This is a genomic window from Pseudophaeobacter sp. (assembly GCF_048267565.1).
GTDB lineage: Bacteria > Pseudomonadota > Alphaproteobacteria > Rhodobacterales > Rhodobacteraceae > Pseudophaeobacter > Pseudophaeobacter profundi.
Genome location: NZ_JBLWXG010000001.1, coordinates 1,169,983 through 1,186,958, shown reverse-complemented (window position 1 = coordinate 1,186,958; position 16,976 = coordinate 1,169,983). Strand labels below are relative to the sequence as shown.

Annotated in this window: 17 protein-coding genes; 6 read left to right on the top strand and 11 right to left on the bottom strand. The window is 60.4% G+C overall.

Annotated elements, in window-relative coordinates:
• Positions 1-4: 4 nt before the first annotated feature.
• The 10 genes from msrB to ACN0VH_RS05530 form a co-directional block, all read right to left on the bottom strand.
• Complete coding sequence (gene msrB, locus ACN0VH_RS05575) at positions 5-460, bottom strand: peptide-methionine (R)-S-oxide reductase MsrB (protein WP_417699838.1); 456 nt, start codon at positions 458-460, stop codon at positions 5-7.
• Positions 461-531: 71 nt separating this feature from the next.
• Positions 532-1,083 carry a fasciclin domain-containing protein gene (locus ACN0VH_RS05570; protein WP_417699837.1) on the bottom strand — a complete coding sequence of 184 codons (552 nt, stop codon included), beginning with the start codon at positions 1,081-1,083 and terminating at the stop codon, positions 532-534.
• 121 nt (positions 1,084-1,204) lie between these two features.
• A complete protein-coding gene (locus ACN0VH_RS05565) occupies positions 1,205-1,891 on the bottom strand; it encodes an anti-sigma factor (protein ID WP_417699836.1) in 687 nt (228 codons plus the stop codon).
• A complete protein-coding gene (locus tag ACN0VH_RS05560; protein ID WP_278921448.1) occupies positions 1,888-2,403 on the bottom strand; it encodes a sigma-70 family RNA polymerase sigma factor in 516 nt (171 codons plus the stop codon). The genes ACN0VH_RS05565 and ACN0VH_RS05560 overlap by 4 nt, the downstream gene beginning before the upstream one ends.
• Before the next feature lie 291 nt (positions 2,404-2,694).
• Positions 2,695-3,162: a preQ(1) synthase gene (gene queF / locus ACN0VH_RS05555; RefSeq protein ID WP_278921138.1), complete on the bottom strand. Its 468-nt coding sequence runs from the start codon at positions 3,160-3,162 to the stop codon at positions 2,695-2,697.
• 12 nt (positions 3,163-3,174) lie between these two features.
• Positions 3,175-3,894, bottom strand: coding sequence for a 7-carboxy-7-deazaguanine synthase QueE (queE, locus tag ACN0VH_RS05550; protein ID WP_417699834.1), 720 nt, complete (start codon positions 3,892-3,894; stop codon positions 3,175-3,177).
• Entirely contained in the window at positions 3,891-4,247 is a 357-nt protein-coding gene (locus tag ACN0VH_RS05545; protein WP_278921136.1) for a 6-pyruvoyl trahydropterin synthase family protein, read from the bottom strand. The genes queE and ACN0VH_RS05545 overlap by 4 nt, the downstream gene beginning before the upstream one ends.
• Positions 4,247-4,939, bottom strand: coding sequence for a 7-cyano-7-deazaguanine synthase QueC (queC, locus tag ACN0VH_RS05540; protein ID WP_278921135.1), 693 nt, complete (start codon positions 4,937-4,939; stop codon positions 4,247-4,249). Before queC ends, ACN0VH_RS05545 begins: the two co-directional genes overlap by 1 nt.
• Positions 4,940-5,155: 216 nt before the next feature.
• A complete protein-coding gene (locus ACN0VH_RS05535; RefSeq protein ID WP_417699832.1) occupies positions 5,156-7,654 on the bottom strand; it encodes an ATP-binding protein in 2,499 nt (832 codons plus the stop codon).
• Positions 7,655-7,661: 7 nt separating this feature from the next.
• Positions 7,662-8,384 (bottom strand): response regulator, encoded by a 723-nt coding sequence (locus ACN0VH_RS05530; RefSeq protein ID WP_417699830.1) that lies wholly within the window; start codon positions 8,382-8,384, stop codon positions 7,662-7,664.
• Positions 8,385-8,662: 278 nt separating this feature from the next.
• On the opposite strand from ACN0VH_RS05530, the gene phnD reads away from it, so the two are divergent.
• The 5 genes from phnD to ACN0VH_RS05505 all read left to right on the top strand — a co-directional run bounded on the left by phnD (position 8,663) and on the right by ACN0VH_RS05505 (position 13,241).
• Positions 8,663-9,646 (top strand): phosphate/phosphite/phosphonate ABC transporter substrate-binding protein, encoded by a 984-nt coding sequence (phnD, locus tag ACN0VH_RS05525; RefSeq protein WP_417699829.1) that lies wholly within the window; start codon positions 8,663-8,665, stop codon positions 9,644-9,646.
• A 156-nt stretch (positions 9,647-9,802) separates the two neighbouring features.
• Positions 9,803-10,588 carry a phosphonate ABC transporter ATP-binding protein gene (phnC, locus tag ACN0VH_RS05520; protein WP_278921131.1) on the top strand — a complete coding sequence of 262 codons (786 nt, stop codon included), beginning with the start codon at positions 9,803-9,805 and terminating at the stop codon, positions 10,586-10,588.
• A complete protein-coding gene (gene phnE / locus ACN0VH_RS05515; RefSeq protein WP_417699827.1) occupies positions 10,585-11,379 on the top strand; it encodes a phosphonate ABC transporter, permease protein PhnE in 795 nt (264 codons plus the stop codon). Before phnC ends, phnE (ACN0VH_RS05515) begins: the two co-directional genes overlap by 4 nt.
• Complete coding sequence (phnE, locus tag ACN0VH_RS05510; RefSeq protein ID WP_417699826.1) at positions 11,376-12,188, top strand: phosphonate ABC transporter, permease protein PhnE; 813 nt, start codon at positions 11,376-11,378, stop codon at positions 12,186-12,188. Before phnE (ACN0VH_RS05515) ends, phnE (ACN0VH_RS05510) begins: the two co-directional genes overlap by 4 nt.
• A gap of 150 nt (positions 12,189-12,338) precedes the next feature.
• The gene (locus ACN0VH_RS05505; RefSeq protein WP_417700002.1) at positions 12,339-13,241 is read left to right on the top strand and encodes an HAD-IIA family hydrolase; all 903 of its coding nucleotides are present in this window, start codon (positions 12,339-12,341) and stop codon (positions 13,239-13,241) included.
• Between the two features lie 29 nt (positions 13,242-13,270).
• On the opposite strand, the gene ACN0VH_RS05500 is transcribed toward ACN0VH_RS05505, so the two are convergent.
• Complete coding sequence (locus ACN0VH_RS05500; protein WP_417699825.1) at positions 13,271-15,049, bottom strand: carboxyl transferase domain-containing protein; 1,779 nt, start codon at positions 15,047-15,049, stop codon at positions 13,271-13,273.
• A gap of 185 nt (positions 15,050-15,234) precedes the next feature.
• On the opposite strand from ACN0VH_RS05500, the gene ACN0VH_RS05495 reads away from it, so the two are divergent.
• Positions 15,235-16,794: an acyl-CoA synthetase gene (locus ACN0VH_RS05495; RefSeq protein ID WP_417699823.1), complete on the top strand. Its 1,560-nt coding sequence runs from the start codon at positions 15,235-15,237 to the stop codon at positions 16,792-16,794.
• The last annotated feature ends 182 nt before the right edge of the window (positions 16,795-16,976 follow it).

The following is a 16,976-nucleotide window of genomic DNA, read 5'->3' as shown; positions in this document are numbered from 1 at the left end:
TGTTTCAGGGTTTGAATGTCAGGCTGACACCATTGAGACAGTGACGTTTGCCCGTGGGGTCCGGTCCGTCGTCGAAGATATGGCCCAGATGTGATCCGCAGCGCCTGCAATGGACCTCGGTGCGGGTGGCAAACAGGCTGTTGTCCGGCTTGGTGCGTACAGCCTCGGGCAAGCTTTTCCAAAAGCTGGGCCAGCCGGTTTCACTGTCGTATTTGTGCTTTGACGAATAGATTGGCAGATCGCAGCCCTTGCAATGGTATGTTCCCGCGCGCGTCAGGGTATGAAGCTGGCTGGAATAGGGCGGCTCGGTCTCTTCCTCGCGCATCACTGCGTATTCGACATCTGTCAGCATGGAGCGCCACTCGGCCTGCGTGCGGGTGATCTCAAAGGGGGCTTCCTGCGCGTAAAGACGCGTTCCGGCAAAAGCAATGAACCCGGTCAGAAACTTACGGCGTTTCATTTGGAAGTCTCCTCTACAAGTGGACGTGCCCCCTCCGCTAACGCGGAGGGGGAGGGGACGGTTGCGCAGAATTACTTGGGAACAAGCACGCTATTGACGACGTGGATCACGCCATTGGATTGATCGACATCCGCAACAATGACTTTGCTGGCATTGCCGTTTTCATCGATGAGGTAGACATTGCTGCCCTTCACCTGTGCCGAAAGCGCGTCACCGGATACGGCGTTGAAGTGATAGAACCCATCGCTGCTGGAGCGCGCTGCGGAAACGATATCGGCGGCAGACCAGTCACCGGCCACAACATGCGCCGTCAGGACCTTTTGCAGCATTCCCTTGTTTTCGGGCTTCAGCAGTGTTTCGACCGTGCCCGCAGGCAGCGCCGCGAATGCATCGTCAACCGGGGCGAATACCGTGAAGGGGCCTGCGCCCTGCAAGGTGTCCACCAGATCGGCGGCTTTCACAGCGGCGACAAGCGTCTTGTGGATGGGGGAGTTCACGGCATTTTCGATGATGTTGCGGTTTTCCAGCATCGGCGCGCCGCCAACGGTTGGGTTGTCAGCAAATGCAGCGGTGCCAAGCGCCAGAGCAGCAGTGGAAGAGGCAATGAATGTCTTGATCGTCATGGGTAGTCTCCTTCGTTGCGTTGGCCCTTTGTGGGCCGGCGATGAAGGAGACACGGGACGTTCCGAGAGAAAGTTTCAAAGTTTTTTGAGTTTTTTCGAAACTCTGTTTTGGGGCAGGTTTTTAGGCGTCTGCCACAGGTCCAACGGCAAGCACCGCACCTGTCGGTGCACCCGTTGGCGAGCCGCCGGCTGGTTCGTCACTGATGGCCAGTACTGCCTTGGCCATTTGCGTCGCCAGGGTGCTTGGCAGCTCGATACGTGCCTCGGGATCTTCGGGCAGAACACCCAGTGACACGGGCGCATCCGCGCCGTCCGCAATCAGCCACAGTTCCAGCACGCGTCCCGGCAGGGCGTTCCCGGTTTGGCGCGAGATCTGAAGTGTATTCGTTTCGGCAATGAAATGCGCTGTAACAATAAGCGAGCCGTCTTCAGCAGCAATACTTGCCGTGTATGTCGGGTCTAGGCCGATATCAGGGATAAGGTTGGGTGCCAACAGAATGGCGCCGATACCAATGCCGGCAGCAACGACACCGCCCACCAGCCATCCCCACCAGGGGCTGCGGCGCGCCGTGTTGTCCGGGAAGAGCGAGCTGTGCAGCCGGGCTTTTACAGCGGCTGGTGGCGTGACAGGAGCAATATCATGCGTCATGAGGGAAAACTGTTCGTCCCAATCGCGCACCAGATCGCGCAGGGCCGGCTCAACAGCCATACGCTGCTCGAACGCTGCGCGCTCGGCATCATCAAGAAGATGCAGCACATACTCGCCCGCAAGGGCGGTATCGTCGCTATGGTCTTCTTCCGGGCTCATCGGCTCAGGCATTCCCTTAGTTTCAGAAGGCTGCGTCGCAGCCATGTACGCATTGTATTAAGCGGCACCTCGTATCGTGCCGCCAGGTCCTGGTAGCTGTCACCGTCCAGATAAGCGCGACGCACAGCCTCTGATTTGTCCGCCTCTAGCTCTTGCAGGCATTGATTCAACTGCCTGCGCTCGGATGCGGCGACAGCCTCTGCCTCGGGCGTCGGCGCCCCGTCAGAGAGATCGTGGACATCATCGATATCCACATGGCCGTCCCGCCGGGTGCGTAGCTTGTCGATTGCCGTATTCCGCGCCAATGTAATCAGCCAGGTCATCGGGCTATATCCGTTCGCACTATAAAGTCGGGCCTTCTGCCAGACTTTCACAAATACGTTCTGGAGCGCGTCTTCGGCTTCGGCCCTATTATTCAATACACGTAGGCACACGCCAAAAAGTTTCGCAGAGGTTGCATCATAAAGCGCAGAAAATGCAGCACGGTCACCAAGACCCACCTGCAAGATCATGCTCTCAATGTCGCTCTTCTCGTCCACTTGGTGTTCAAACCTCAACTGATTTCAGGGGAACAATGCTCTGCTGAACTCCGAAAGACCAGTGGCAAAAGAATACCTAGGTCAGTGCAACGCGATGGGCAAGAAACTGTTGCCATACCGCATGTGGCAATATCGGTCTTTTTGACCTGGACTGAAAGCAGAGGATGCGCAGATGCACGCCGCCTGCGTTGCAGCAAGCGGCGTGGCCTTTTCCATTGTCCCAGTCGGTGCGTCAGTTGTGCAATATGGCTGCTTTGGCTGAAATCATCCGCGTCCACGATAGGTTGGGACGCCCTGATCCGGGATCCAGACAGTCGCAGGCTGCGCGCCCGTCTGGTAGAAAATATCAATGGGAATGCCACCACGCGGATACCAGTAGCCTCCGACACGCAGCCACTTGGGGCTCAGCAAGTCCACGAGCCGCTTGCCAATGGTGACGGTGCAGTCTTCGTGAAAGGCGCCATGATTGCGGAAGGCTCCAAGGAAGAGCTTCAGCGATTTGCTTTCCACTAGCCAGTCACCGGGCACGTAGTCCAGCACGATATGGGCAAAATCCGGTTGCCCGGTCATTGGGCAGAGGGAGGTAAATTCAGGCGCAGTGAAACGCACCGCGTAGTCGGTTCCCGCCTGCGGGTTGGGAACGCGTTCCAGCACCGCCTCTTCTGGCGAATTGGGCAGCTCGGTTTTACCACCAAGCTGGGTCAGATTTGCATAGATGTCTTCGTTAGCCATTGTTCTAGTCCTTCAGACGCCGCGTTTGTTGCCCCAGACGAGCACGTGCAGCTGTGGCAGGATGGTGGGGGTATACCAGCGATCCCCCAGAGTTTTGTCGATCAACCACTCGTAGCGGTCCATGATGCCGTCCATGTCGATTTCGGCATCTTCTGCCTCGGGGGGCGGAGGGGTATGATTGCCCGGCTGCAGATAGAGCGGCAGGTGGGGGTACTTTGCGGCGACGCCGCGTGCCCAGGCATAATCTGTTTCGTCAAAGACCACGATTTTCATCACGGTTTGCCGATGTTGCGCAGCTGCGATGCAGGCGTCGAACCTAGCCCAGTCGACCGTCTCACCCGAAGAGGGCGGCTTGGGGCTTAGGATCAATGTGGACAGCGCGCTGAACCAATCCTGGGCAATGGACCCCTGGGTTTCCATGACAAAGCTGTATCCCTTGGCCCGCCCCAGTTCGATCAGCGGAGCAAAGTCCTGAATTGCCGGGTTGCCACCGGACAGAGAAACGGCCAGCGGCACCCCGCCGGACAGGCGCTCTACTGCCGCAAAAACCTCTGATGGGGTCATGGCTGTCCAGTCATGGCGGAATCTGCTGTCCACCGCGTGCAGGCTGTCGCACCAGGTACAGCGATAGTCACATCCGCCGGCCCGCACAAAGACGGTCGGAACCCCGATGACGGCGCCTTCCCCCTGTATGGTGGGGCCAAATATTTCTGCGATACGTAGGGGCTTCATGGGCGGTACTCGGCCCAGGTTTTGGGGGTCTCGCTGATCCGCACAGCGCTGGTTTGGGGCCAGCGTGCCCGGCAGAAATCGAAGATCGCCTTGGCCAGATATTCCGAGGTGACCATGTCGTGATCAAAGACCTCGTTCAGATGGCGGTGATCCAGTGCATCGTCGATCCAGGTCTTCAGCGGTTTCAGCTCGCGGTAGTCCAGAACAAAGCCATGCGCATCCAGCTCTGGTGCTGCCAATTCCACCTCGGCAATATAGTTGTGCCCATGCAGGCGGGCGCAGGGGTGGTCCTGATGCAGGGCACAAAGCTGGTGGCTGGCGGAAAAGTGGAACTCTTTGGTGATCCGATACATCAAGCGGCCCCCACCACGGATTTCCAGTAGTCCGGGTCGCTGTAGCTGGTGGGATCCGTGATCCCGGCGATATGGAAGGCTTCGCGCCGCTCGACACAGGTGCCGCAACGCCCACAGTGATCGCTGCCGCCCTTGTAGCAGGACCAGGTTTCAGCAAAGGGCGTGCCGTGCCGGGCGCCTTCGGTGACGATGGCCGACTTGGGGACATGCACAAACGGCGTATAAAGTTTGACATCGGCATAGCCATCCAGCGCCTTGGCCTGCATCGCCTCAAAGGCCTCGGTGAAATCCGGGCGGCAATCGGGGTAGATAAAGTGATCGCCCCCGTGGACGGCGGTGGCCACCGCATCGGCCTGTTTGGCCGCCGCCACGCCAAAGGCAATGGCCAGCATGATGGCATTGCGGTTTGGCACCACGGTGGCCTTCATGGTTTCTTCGGCATAGTGTCCGTCGGGAACATCCACATCGTCGGTCAGGGCCGAGCCAGACAGATGGGCGCCGATATGGCGCATGTCGATCAAGTCAAAGGGGGCATCCAGACGTTTGGCGCAGAGCGCGGCAAAGTCGGTTTCCTTGCTGTGGCGCTGGCCATAATCAAAGGAAATCAGGCCTGCCAATTCGTGCTCTGCCGCAACCTTATGCGCCAAAGACACCGAATCGAGACCGCCTGAGCAGATAACGATTGTCTTCATTTTTCAGATCCATGTTTTGTTTGCCGGGTTGGCTACGACCGGCGCTCACACTGTGTGAACGCAGCCGTTCTAGCAGATATGGCTGGCGGGGAAAACCAACTTTCTCTGGGGGGATCGAATGCAGCCCGCCAGAAAGATAAGGGCATCGAGCGCGGCAATGGGGGCTCTTTGCTACTGATCTAGCGGGTGTTGTGACTTGGAAACAGCCGCCTGACCCTAGCGCGCAGCAACAAGATCACGCATCCGGGAGTCGCTTACAGGTTTGGTCAGCCGCGTCAGGTGCGGCGCAGTCGCCAGGGCCTTGGGGGTGCGGCTGGTTTCGCGGGTGGACATCAGCGCCAGCTGGCAGTCGGGAAACAGCTGATGGCCAAGCTGCAAAACCTCCCATCCCGAGGCACCGCTGTCGAGGTTGAGATCACTGATAATCAGATCCAGCTGATCCTGTTGGCGCAGCTGGGCGGTGCCCTCGGCAAAAGAGGTCGCGCGGAGCACCTGATAGCCGAGACGCTCTAGGGTGGTGGCGGTCGAGGCGAGATAGGCCTGATCGTCATCCACCACTAGGGCGCTGCGCTGTGTTGGCAGCGGATCTGCGCGCGGGGTTTCGTCGATCAGGGGCGGAAAGCACAGGGTGACGGTGGTGCCCTGTTCGGGCGGTGACGTGCGCGATGTCAGGGTCAGCTCACCGCCGGATTGATGCACAAAACCATCCACCATGGACAGCCCAAGCCCGGTGCCATTGCCGCCATCGCGATGGGTGAAAAACGGTTCTGTTGCGCGCCGCAGCACCTCTGGTGGCATGCCAGAACCGCTGTCGCGCATGGTGAGCCGCGCACCGCCGTCGGTGTTTTCATCCACTCGCAGGCTGATGGTTCCAGCCCCGCTGATCGCCTGGCCGGCATTGACGCAAAGGTTGAGCACCGCGCTTTCCAGCTGGCCCGGATCAATGCGGGCCAGAACCGGGCTGTTGCTAAGCTCTAGCTGGATGGTCACGGTGCTGGGCAGGGCGATTTCCAACAGATCAACCATGCCGTCGATCAGCAGGCCGATATCTGTCACCTGGGGTTCCAGATGCTGCTTGCGGGCAAAGGCCAGCAACCGTTCCGTCAGGGACACGCCCAGATCCACAGCTGATCGGATGCGGGTGCGGAAATGGCGCGCCTGTTGCGAATCCGCCCCCTCCAGCAGGTGTAGGTTACCAGAAATGCTGGATAGGATATTGCCAAAATCATGCGCGATTTCACCCGAAACCTTGCCCAGAGTTTCGATCCGGCGAATTTCTTCCAGCCGTTCCTCGACCTTCTTGCGTTCGGTGGTTTCCGACAGCAACCAGACCACGCCACCATCGGGCAGGGGGGAATGGCGCATCTCCAGCACATTGCCGGTGGGATCGACATATTCCTCAAAGCCGCCGCGCTCTCCGGCGCTGGCCTGGCGCACAAAGGACGACTGCGCGATCAGATCCTGCATCCGGTCCTGCGCATCGGGGGCTGCCTGTGCCAGCCGCAGCAATTGGCGCAGATTGTCGTTTTCCGCCTCAATCCAGCCCGTCGCCGAGGCAATCGCCACCCCATCTGTGATATTACGAAACACCCTTGAAAACAGGGCGTTCTGGTGGCGGATCTGGTTGGTGCGCCGATCCAGCTTACGGGCGTTTTCACGAAAGACGCGAAAGGCTGCAAACAGCTGGCCGATTTCATCTTCCGAGCTGGGGCCACGCGGCAGGGCGGCACTGTGGTTGCCAGCAGCCAACCGGCGCATGGCATCGGCAATGCGGTGCAGGTTGCGCGCCACATAGCGCGAGACATAGAGCGACGAGGTCACCGCCACCAGCAGGCTCATCAGGGTGAGGGCCAGAAAGGTATTCTTGGCGATCCCGAGGTTATCGGAGGTCTCGGCGCGGGCCTGTGACAGGCGGGCCTCTGCCTGGGCGACCTTGCCTTCGGCAAAACGGGTGATCCGGCTGGTCTCTTGGCGGATGCGAAACAACGCGTTTTCGGCATCAAGCCGGGCGGCGATTTCGCGATGTTTCAGGGCAAACAAGCTGTCGTTGCGCTGGATAACATCCTGAATTTCATCAAAGGTTACCTGGTGTGGCGCTCTCAGGCGCGGCGCAATATAGCCGCGGTCCTTGGTGTAGCGGCGATTGAAATCGCCCAGTTCGATCAGGGCGCTTGCCCGCCCGGCGCCCAGGGCGCTGGTGGCCATCTGTTGCAGCCCGGCCCAGACCTCGCGTTCTGCCAGTGGACGGGTTGCATCGCGGGCCAGGCGGCGGATGCGCTGGTTCAGCCGCACCAGATCGCGATCAATCGCGGTGAGTGCTGCCTTCCGCGCGGTCTGTGGCACAAGTGCCGTGGTCAGATCGTCAATCGCCAGCCGCAGCCGCGCCAGGGGCAGGGCCAATTCCGGGTCATCCCGCGCGTACTTTTCGATGTTTTCCAGGTTTTTCAACACGTTTTGGGCTTCTTGTTCCAGCTGGAAGGGCGGGAACAGCGCGTAGAGAAACGGGGCCGAGCTTGCCAGATCGGCCGAGATCCGCGATAGATCCAGCGCATCAGAGACCTCTGCCAGGGTGTCCTGATGCAGCACGTTCATCCAGAATTCCGTGCGGTTCAACACCCGGATGCCAATCAGGCTGACCAGCAGGATCAGGCCAAAAAGCACGGCAATCGCCGCAGAGAGGCGAAAGCGGACGCTAAGACGGGGGAAGGCGGGCATCATGGGATCAAACCGGCGAGAGCTGGAAGATATAGCCCTGGGCACGGCGGGTCTGCAGATGCACCGGCTTGGAAGGCACCGCCTCGATCTTGCGGCGCAGGCGCAGGATCAGCACATCAATGGTGCGGTCGACATAGCGCTGCATGTCAGAGCCCAGCTTTTCCAGCAATTCTGGCCGTGGGATGATGCGGTTGGGGTTCTGGGCAAAATATTCCAGCAGGCGGTATTCAGCATTGGTCAGGGGGATTTCTTCGCCCTGGCGATCCAGCAGGCGGCGCGATTGCACGTCCAGACGCATGGTGCCAAAGGCGATTTCCTGATCGGGGGCGGCGCTGGGCCTGGTGGTCCCATGGCCATAGCGGCGCAGCACGGCGCGGATGCGGGCAACCAGTTCGCGCGGGTTGAAAGGTTTTATCATATAGTCGTCGGCGCCGGTCTCCAGCCCGATGATCTTGTCGATCTCATCACCAACACCGGTCAGCATCACAATCGGGATCTCATAGCGTTCGCGGATATGGATCGCCAGGGTCAGGCCGCTTTCACCGCGCAGGCGCAGGTCAATCAGCGCCAGATCCACCTGCGGCGGATCACCAAGCGCCAGAAAGGCGGGGATATCCGGGCAGCAGACAGCATCAAAGCCGCTCTCGCGCATCAGGGCAGACAGCGTGTCGCGCACATTGGCGTCGTCATCGACAATGGCAATCAGCGGCTCGGCTCTGTCTGCCTGCATTGCGCGTTTCCTTTGTTGTTGCCGGCGTTCCTGTGATGGTGCGCCGCCTCTGGTGCCGCAGTAAACGGGCGCTTTCACCTGAGTGCCGTAAATCCAGCCAAATATTAAGAGCATCCGGCAACGATTGTAATACTGTTAACATGAAACCGCCGTTTCGGCTGTTCCATTAACAGAAGACGCCTCGCCTCTGCTGTGGCCGCGCTTCTATCGTGAGGCGTCAGCGCTGAATCCCGCTTGCTTAGTCGCAGGGCGGGCCCGGCGTATTAAGGGAGGACACCATGACGAAATTTATCACCCGTGCCGCAACGGCGCTGGGCATCCTGTCTGTGAGCGCAATGGCCGCAGCAGCTGCCGAAGACTGTGAAACCCGCGGTGCGCTTGATGTGCTGTATTGCGATGCCAATGGCGATCTGGTTGCGGATACCCCCACCGATCCCGCCAAGCTGAGCGACCCGGACACCCTGGTCTTTGCCTACACTCCGGTTGAAGACCCTGCGGTTTACGCCGATATCTGGGCGCCGTTCATCACCCATCTGGAAGAGACCACCGGCAAGGACGTGCAGTTCTTTGCGGTGCAGTCCAACTCTGCCGAGGTTGAGGCCATGCGCTCTGGCCGTCTGCATGTTGCAGGTTTCTCTACCGGGCCGACCCCCTTTGCCGTGAACCTTGCCGGCGCGGTTCCCTTTGCCATCATGGGCGCTGAAGACGGCCAGTTCGGCTATAAGCTGCAGGTCTTTACCCAGGCCGATAGCGACATCAAGACCGTCGCCGATCTGGCTGGCCGCCGTGTGGCGCATACCTCGCCCACCTCCAACTCGGGCAACCAGGCCCCACGTGCCCTGTTCCCCGATCTGGGTGTCGAACCCGACAAGGATTATGAAGTGGTCTATTCCGGCTCGCACGATCAGTCGATGCTGGGCGTGGTTGCTGGCGACTACGATGCGGCACCTGTTGCGTCGGAAGTCGTGGACCGCATGGCCGAGCGCGGTCTCTATGACACCGCAGATGTACGCAAGATCTGGGAAAGCGATCCCTTCCCAACGACCTCTTTCAACCTGGCGCATAACCTCGACCCCGCGCTGGCTGAAAAGATCAAGGAAGCCTTCTTCACCTTTGATTTTGCCGGCACCAAGCTGGGCGATGAGTTCGCAGGCGTCAGCAAGTTCATCCCGATCACCTACAAAGATCAGTGGGCTGTGATCCGTCAGATCCAGGGGTCCAATGGTGTGGAATACACACCACAGGGTCTTGCCGGGAAGTAATTCCGCCCAAACCATCCACCCGGTCGGCCAAGACAGCGCCGACCGGGTGACACTGCCCCAGGCCTGTTTCGCCCCTTTGTCCGCTATTGCCACTTCAACTCTGCGCCGCTTGGATCCCCCTTGCGGGGGCGGCTGGCTCTTGTCCGAAAGACCATCATGCTAAAAATCTCCAAATTGACCAAACGCTATGGATCCGGCGATCCCGTTCTGAAAGAGCTGGACCTGACCGTAGAGGGCGACCAGCTGACCTCTGTCATTGGCTCTTCCGGGGCGGGCAAAAGCACGCTGTTGCGTTGTATCAACCGGCTGGTTGAACCGACCTCTGGATCCATTGATCTGAACGGCACCGAATTCACCACCTTGAACCGCCGGGATCTGCGCGCCGCACGCCGCCGTATTGGTATGGTGTTCCAGGGCTTTAACCTGATTGATCGCCTCACGGTCATGGAAAATGTCCAGTCCGGCCGACTGGGCTATATCTCGACTTGGGCGGCGCTGACCCGGCGCTATCCGCGCGACGACATCCGCCACGCCTATGAGCTGATGGAGCGGGTCGGCATTGCCCATTACGCCAACAAGCGCGCGGATGAGCTGTCGGGCGGCGAACGTCAGCGGGTTGGCGTGGTACGCGCTTTGATGCAACGGCCGGAAATTCTGCTGGCGGATGAACCCACGGCTTCGCTTGATCCCAAGACATCTGAACAGATCATGTCGCTGCTGCGCGATCTGGCCAGCGAGCTGAAGCTGCCGGTGATCATCAACATCCACAACGTGACCGAGGCCAAGGAATACAGCGACCGCATCGTCGGGATGCGCTATGGCCGGATCATCTTTGATGATCTGCCAGCAAAGCTGACCACGGCAGAAATGGACGAAATCTATGCCGGGGTTCCGGCGATGGATCGCGCCGCTGTTGGGGCCGCGGCTGGAGCAGAGGCATGAGCGGAGCAAAAGACATCTGGCGCAAGCCGCCCTTTATCGCCAATCCGCTACTGCGCTATGGCCTGTATGGCGCGGTACTGATCTACTTTGTCGCCACCATGGCGACGCTGCCGATCGACTGGGACCGGGTCGCCGATGGCATGACCCGCGCGCAGCGGATTTTCAACGGTGCCTTTCCGCCCAATTTTGAACGCTCTGGCCTGCTGATCGACGGCTTTCTTGAGAGCCTGAAAATCGCCATTCTTGCCACGGTGGGCGGCGTTGCGCTGTCGGTGCCGCTGGCCTTTATGGCGGCGGGCAATATTGCCATCAAACCGGTCTATTTTCTGGGCCGTGCCATCATCATCGTGGCGCGCAGTTTCCACCCGGTGATCGTGGCGATCATCTTTGTGAAGGCGGTTGGCTTTGGTCCCTTTGCCGGGGCGCTGACGCTGGTGGTCTATTCCATTGGTTTTGTTGCCAAACTGCTGGCCGAACGGATCGAAGAGATCGACTTTGGCCAGGTGGAGGCGATGCGCTCTGCCGGGGCAGGCTTCATTGCGACGCTGGTCTATGCGGTGCTGCCGCAGATCATGCCGCGCCTTGTTGGCCTGGGGATCTATCAGCTGGACAGCAACCTGCGGGCTTCGGCTGTTGTGGGCATTGTGGGCGCGGGCGGCATCGGTGCCACGCTGGCCAATGCCTTTGGGCGCTATGACTACGATTTTGCCCTGGCGATCACCATGGTCATCGTTGGTGTAATCCTCATCTCTGAAGCGGTGAGCGGATTTGTCAGGAAGCGGATTGCATGATGAGCACTCAACCTTTGCAAAACACACTGGATCACTGGTCCCGTTTCACCCTGCGCCAGCGCATGATGCGCTATGGCGGTCTGGCCTTGACCCTGCTGTTGGTTGGCTGGGCACTGGGCAGCATTGATGTCATCTGGGAATGGGTCTGGGATTCCCCCCGGCAAATGGGCGATTTGTTTGGCCGCATGATGCCGCCAGACCCCAGCAATCTGCCCTCGATCCTGGAAGCGATCTGGCAGACCGTGAATATCGCCACCCTTGCGACCATGATCGCGGTGGTTGTGTCACTGCCAGTGGCCTATATTTCCGCGCAGAACACCACGCCCAACCGCGTCGCCCTGTGGATTGGCCGGTTTATCCTGGTGTCGTCCCGGTCGGTGAATACCATCATCTGGGCGCTGCTATTCGTGGCGATCTTTGGACCCGGCATCGTCGCGGGTATCGTGGCGATCATGTTCCGCTCTATCGGGTTCCTGGGCAAACTGTTGGGCGAAGCCATCGAGGAAATCGACCACAAGCCGGTTGAAGCCCTGGAGGCCTGCGGCGCGTCGCGGTTCAAGATCGTGCTTTATGCCATTGTGCCCCAGGTGATGCCTGCCTTCTTTGCGGTGGCCATTCTGCGCTGGGACATCAACCTGCGTGAATCTACCGTTCTTGGCCTGGTCGGTGCAGGTGGCATCGGCATGATCCTGCAAGGGGCGATTGATACCTTCAACTGGCCCGAGGTCTCTATGGTGCTTTTGACCATCCTGGCACTGGTGGTCTTTGGCGAGGTCGTGTCGTCCTATCTGCGCAAGAAAATCCTGTGAACCGGGGCAATATGACATGATCCAGGCCCGGCAGCTGCATCTCATGCACTGCCGGGCCTTTTTATTTTGCTGGGCTTGTGCATCCGGGTGAACCGGGGCAAATGGAGCCGCCAGCCCCAAGACCCGCAGCGACAGAAAGACATGGACAAGATGACCAACACCAACTGGGCTTTTGACCGATATGAAAGCGTGCGGGCATTGCTGCCGCAGGCCAGCTTCCCAGCCCAGAGTCGGCAGGGGCAGGATTTAGGCGATACCATTGCCGATTATGATGCCTATGTGCTGGATGCTTTTGGCGTGCTGAATCGGGGCGAAACCGCGATTGATGGCGCAGTTGAACGCATGGCCCAGCTGCGCGCATTGGGTAAACGGCTGCTGGTTCTGACCAATGCGGCCAGTTACACCCGCGCAGAGGTTCTGGCCAAGTATCATCGGCTTGGGTTCGATTTCACCGCTGATGAGGTGGTGTCGAGCCGCGATGTGGCCTTTGCCGGGCTGCCGCAACTGCCTGCGGGGCAGGTCTGGGGCGCTGCCGCCGCACCAGAGGATGATTTCAGCGATGCCCCTGCGGGGGTGCAGATTGAACATCTGGCGGATGATCCTGATTTGTTGCACCGGGCAGGTGGCATTCTACTATTGTCGAACGCCGGTTGGGGCGCGGATAATACCGCGATGCTGACACAGGCGCTGCGCGACAACCCGCGGCCGCTGGTGGTGGCCAATCCTGATCTTGTGGCCCCGCGTGAGGATGGTCTGTCGCTTGAACCGGGCCTGTTTGCCCATGATGTGACCGAGGCCACCGGCGGGCGGGCTGATTTTTTCGGCAAACCTTTTGGCAATGCCTTTGACAGGGCTCTGGCGCGGTTGGGCGATCTGCCGCGCGGGCGGATCGCCATGGTGGGGGACACCCTGCATACCGATGTTCTGGGCGGCGCAGCTGCGGGGATCGGCACCATCCTGATCACCGACCACGGGCTGTTTCGCGGCCATGATGTTGCCCCCTATATTGCCAAGTCGGGCATTCGCCCGAACTGGATTGTCGCCACCACCTAACGGCTGGCCCAGTGGCGATGCAGCGCGGTTCACCAGGCATCGACATAGCGGGCTGCGGGGGTGCTGGGCCCGGCGCAGGCCAGGGCGCGGCTGATTTCGGCCCGGCTTTCGCCCGGGTCGATCACGGCGTCGAATTCCAACAGGCTGGCGGCGTTCAGCGCCGCGCCGTTTTCATAAAGCGCATCAACCAGACGCCGGTATTCCGCCTCGCGGGCTACCGGATCCTGGATAGCCTCTAGCTGGGCACGCTGGCCCAGCTTTACCGCGCCCTCTAGCCCCATGGCCCCCACTTCGCCACTGGGCCAGGCACAGCAATAATGCGGTCGGTCAAACCCGCCGCCTGCCATGGCCATTGCCCCCAGCCCATAGGCCTTGCGCAGAATCAAGGTGACCAGCGGTTGCGAGAAATGCGCCCCGGCCAGAAACAGGCGCGACACATGCGCCACCTGGCCGGTGGCCTCGATCTCTGGGCCGACCATGAAACCGGGGGTGTCGCAAAGCGTCACAACCGGCAGCCCCCAACTATCGCAGAGCTGCAGGAACCGCGCGCCTTTGTCGGCGGCAGGGGCGTCGATGGCACCGCCCAGATGCAGTGGGTTATTGGCCAGGATGCCAACCGCGCGGCCATTGATGCGGCCAAAACCGGTGATCATCCCGGTGCCAAATCCGCGACGCAGTTCCAGCAAGGTGCCCGGATCAAGAAGCGCGCCAAGCGCGTTGCGCATATCATAGGCGCGGGTCCGGTCTGCTGGTACCACTGATCGCAGGGCCGCAACCGGCGCATCTGCCACCTGCGCTTTGGTCACGTTTGGCAGGGACAGCAGGGTCTTGGCCTGGGCGACGGCCTCGGCTTCATCGGCGGTCAGCAGATCGATTACGCCGTTTGCCGTCTGCACGTCGCAGGGGCCGATCTCTTGCGGTTTGAAAACGCCAAGGCCACCGCCTTCGATCATGGCTGGGCCGCCCATGCCGATCTGGCTGTTTCTGGTGGCGATCCGCAGATCGCAAACGCCAAATAGGGCGGCATTCCCGGCAAAGCACAGGCCCGAAGCGATGCCGATTTTTGGGCCGCGATGGGCGGCAAATTGACGAAAGGAGGGCACGTTCAACCCGGCGACTACCAGCTGCGCCACATCATGGTCATTGGGCCGCCCGCCGCCGCCTTCGGCAAACAGAACGATGGGCAGATTGTCCCGCCCGGCCAGCGCGATCAGACGATCCATCTTGCGGTGGTGGTTGTAACCCTGGGTGCCGGCCATGACCATGTAGTCAACCGCCATTGCAGCAACGGGGCGCCCCGCTACGGTACCGGTGCCGCAGATGATGCCATCGCCCTGGGTCCGCGCCTGCAAATCATCCAGCGGGCGGGTGCTGCGCTGCGCCGCCACTGCCAGGGCACCATATTCGGTGAACGAACCGGGATCGAACAGATCGGTGATGTTTTCGCGTGCGGTGCGGCCACCGCTGGCATGCCGCCGGGCCACGGCCTTGGGGCGGCTGTCATCGCGCAGTAGGGAGATACGCGCCTCAAAGGCGGAGAAATCTGCGCGCGGGCTGTTGTCCGGGCTGGGCCGTGGCGCGGCGCTGACCTCGGCGGGGGCAAGGCTGATCAGAGGTTCCGCGCCGCGCAGTTCATCGCCTGCGCTGACATGCACCTGGGTCACCACGCCGCTGCAGGGCGCACAGATATCCTGCTGCATCTTCATCAATTCAGTGACGAGCAACACCGTGCCCGCCGCAACTTCATCCCCCACCGCTACGCGCAGCTCCGAGACGATTGCGGCATTTTCGGCTGTGATCGTTTTCACCTGATCCCTCCCCAGGGTTGTGGTCGTTCGCAGGGGCAAGCATGCGCCAGTTGCGCGGGCTTGTGCAAAGGACGTGCCGTCACTTTGGCTGTGGCGCATTTTTGGGCCCCGCAAAGGCGTTGACGGGCCAGAGACCTCCGCCCAATCTGTCGCGAATATTGCATCACTAACCGAAAGTTCGCATCATGCAGATCTCCTCCATCCTCCGGCGCGCCGCGCAGATCAATCCAAACGGGATTGCCACGATATGTGGCGCGCGTCAGCAAAGCTGGAGCGAGATGTTGGAGCGGGTGCAGCGTCTGGCCGGGGCCTTGCAAGCCCAGGGGATGCAGCCGGGGGACCGGGTGGCGCTGATTTCGCTGAACTCTGACAGATTTATCGAGTATTATTTCGCTGTGGTCTGGGGCGGCGGCGCCATGATGCCGATGAACATCCGCTGGAGCGCCGCTGAATGTGCCTATGCGCTAAAGGATGCCGGGGCCGAAATTCTGATCTGTGACGAGGCCTTCAAGACACTGGCCGAAGAGATAAAGCCGCAGGTGGCTGGCTTGAAAACCCTGATCTATTGCGGCGATGCGGCAACGCCTGCGGGCATGGCAAACTATGAAGATCTGATCGCGGCAGCCGATCCTGTTGCCGATGCCGGGCGCGGTGGCGATGATCTGGCAGGGGTGTTTTATACCGGTGGCACAACCGGCTTTCCCAAGGGGGTAATGCTGTCGCATACCAATTTCTATGTGGGCGGCGTGTCCAACGCCCATGACATCAACATGACCGATGGCACCATCTATCTGCATGCGGCACCAATGTTCCATATCGCCGATCTGATCTGGTTCTCTGCGCTGACCTTTATGGGCGGCACGCATGTGGTGATCCCCGCCTTCACCCCAGATGCCACCCTGGAGGCGATCGAAAAACACCGCCCCGACCAGACCCTGCTGGTGCCGGTCATGTTGCAGATGATCCTGCAAAGCGACAAGCTGGCGCAGACCGATATTTCCTCACTGCGTCAGATCGCCTATGGGGCATCCCCCATCACCGAGGGGGTGCTGAAAGAGGCCTTTGAAAAATTCCCGAATGTGGCCTTCCTGCAGGCTTTTGGCCAGACAGAGCTGAGCCCGGTGGCGACGATCCTACCCACGGATTACCACGTCTTTGACGGGCCAAAGGCTGGCAAGCTGCGATCCGCTGGGCGGGCGACACGGGTCTGTGAAATCCGCATCGTTGATGACGCGCATCAGCCTCTGCCCAGTGGCGAGGTCGGGCAGATCGCGGTCAAGGGGCCGGTTACCATGCTCGGCTATTGGAACCAGCCAGAGGTGACGGCAAAGACCATCGTGGATGGCTGGGTGATGACGGGCGATGCCGGCTACATGGATGCAGACGGCTTTGTCTTCTTGATGGACCGGGTGAAGGACATGATCGTATCGGGCGGTGAAAATGTCTATTCCGCCGAGGTGGAAAACGCCCTGAGCCAGCACCCGGATGTGGCCACCAGCGCGGTCATCGGCATCCCCAGCGACCAATGGGGTGAAAGCGTGCATGCCATCGTCATCCTGCACCCCGGCGCAGGTGTCACCGCCGAGGAACTGCAGGCCCATTGTCATGGGCTGATTGCCGGCTACAAATGTCCGCGCAGCGTTGAATTTCGGCAAGAACCTTTCCCGCTGTCGGGGGCGAACAAGGTGCTCAAGACCGACCTGCGCAAACCCTACTGGCAGGATCAGGATCGCCAGATTTCCTGATCGGCCCCCTGCGCCCCCGAGGGCAGAACAGGCCGTCGCCGGGGGCGCGGTATAGGTGCGAAACGGCAACATAGCAACGCCTTGCGCGCGCTTGCCTTGACCCGGTCGGCGTCTGAAGGTAGCGCGCAGATACCCAGCGAAATGTCAGGCAAAATCGAAACCGCAAGAAGAGGCGGAAACCT

Coding starts and splice junctions, on each gene's coding strand:
- ACN0VH_RS05560 (WP_278921448.1), bottom strand. CDS start 2,403: ATGATCTTGCAGGTGGGTCTTGGTGACCGTGCTGCATTTTCTGCGCTT.
- phnC (WP_278921131.1), top strand. CDS start 9,803: ATGCTAAAAATCTCCAAATTGACCAAACGCTATGGATCCGGCGATCCC.
- msrB (WP_417699838.1), bottom strand. CDS start 460: ATGAAACGCCGTAAGTTTCTGACCGGGTTCATTGCTTTTGCCGGAACG.
- queF (WP_278921138.1), bottom strand. CDS start 3,162: ATGGCTAACGAAGACATCTATGCAAATCTGACCCAGCTTGGTGGTAAA.
- ACN0VH_RS05495 (WP_417699823.1), top strand. CDS start 15,235: ATGCAGATCTCCTCCATCCTCCGGCGCGCCGCGCAGATCAATCCAAAC.
- ACN0VH_RS05570 (WP_417699837.1), bottom strand. CDS start 1,083: ATGACGATCAAGACATTCATTGCCTCTTCCACTGCTGCTCTGGCGCTT.
- queE (WP_417699834.1), bottom strand. CDS start 3,894: ATGAAGCCCCTACGTATCGCAGAAATATTTGGCCCCACCATACAGGGG.
- ACN0VH_RS05505 (WP_417700002.1), top strand. CDS start 12,339: ATGACCAACACCAACTGGGCTTTTGACCGATATGAAAGCGTGCGGGCA.
- phnE (WP_417699827.1), top strand. CDS start 10,585: ATGAGCGGAGCAAAAGACATCTGGCGCAAGCCGCCCTTTATCGCCAAT.
- queC (WP_278921135.1), bottom strand. CDS start 4,939: ATGAAGACAATCGTTATCTGCTCAGGCGGTCTCGATTCGGTGTCTTTG.
- ACN0VH_RS05535 (WP_417699832.1), bottom strand. CDS start 7,654: ATGCCCGCCTTCCCCCGTCTTAGCGTCCGCTTTCGCCTCTCTGCGGCG.
- phnE (WP_417699826.1), top strand. CDS start 11,376: ATGATGAGCACTCAACCTTTGCAAAACACACTGGATCACTGGTCCCGT.
- ACN0VH_RS05545 (WP_278921136.1), bottom strand. CDS start 4,247: ATGTATCGGATCACCAAAGAGTTCCACTTTTCCGCCAGCCACCAGCTT.
- ACN0VH_RS05565 (WP_417699836.1), bottom strand. CDS start 1,891: ATGAGCCCGGAAGAAGACCATAGCGACGATACCGCCCTTGCGGGCGAG.
- phnD (WP_417699829.1), top strand. CDS start 8,663: ATGACGAAATTTATCACCCGTGCCGCAACGGCGCTGGGCATCCTGTCT.
- ACN0VH_RS05530 (WP_417699830.1), bottom strand. CDS start 8,384: ATGCAGGCAGACAGAGCCGAGCCGCTGATTGCCATTGTCGATGACGAC.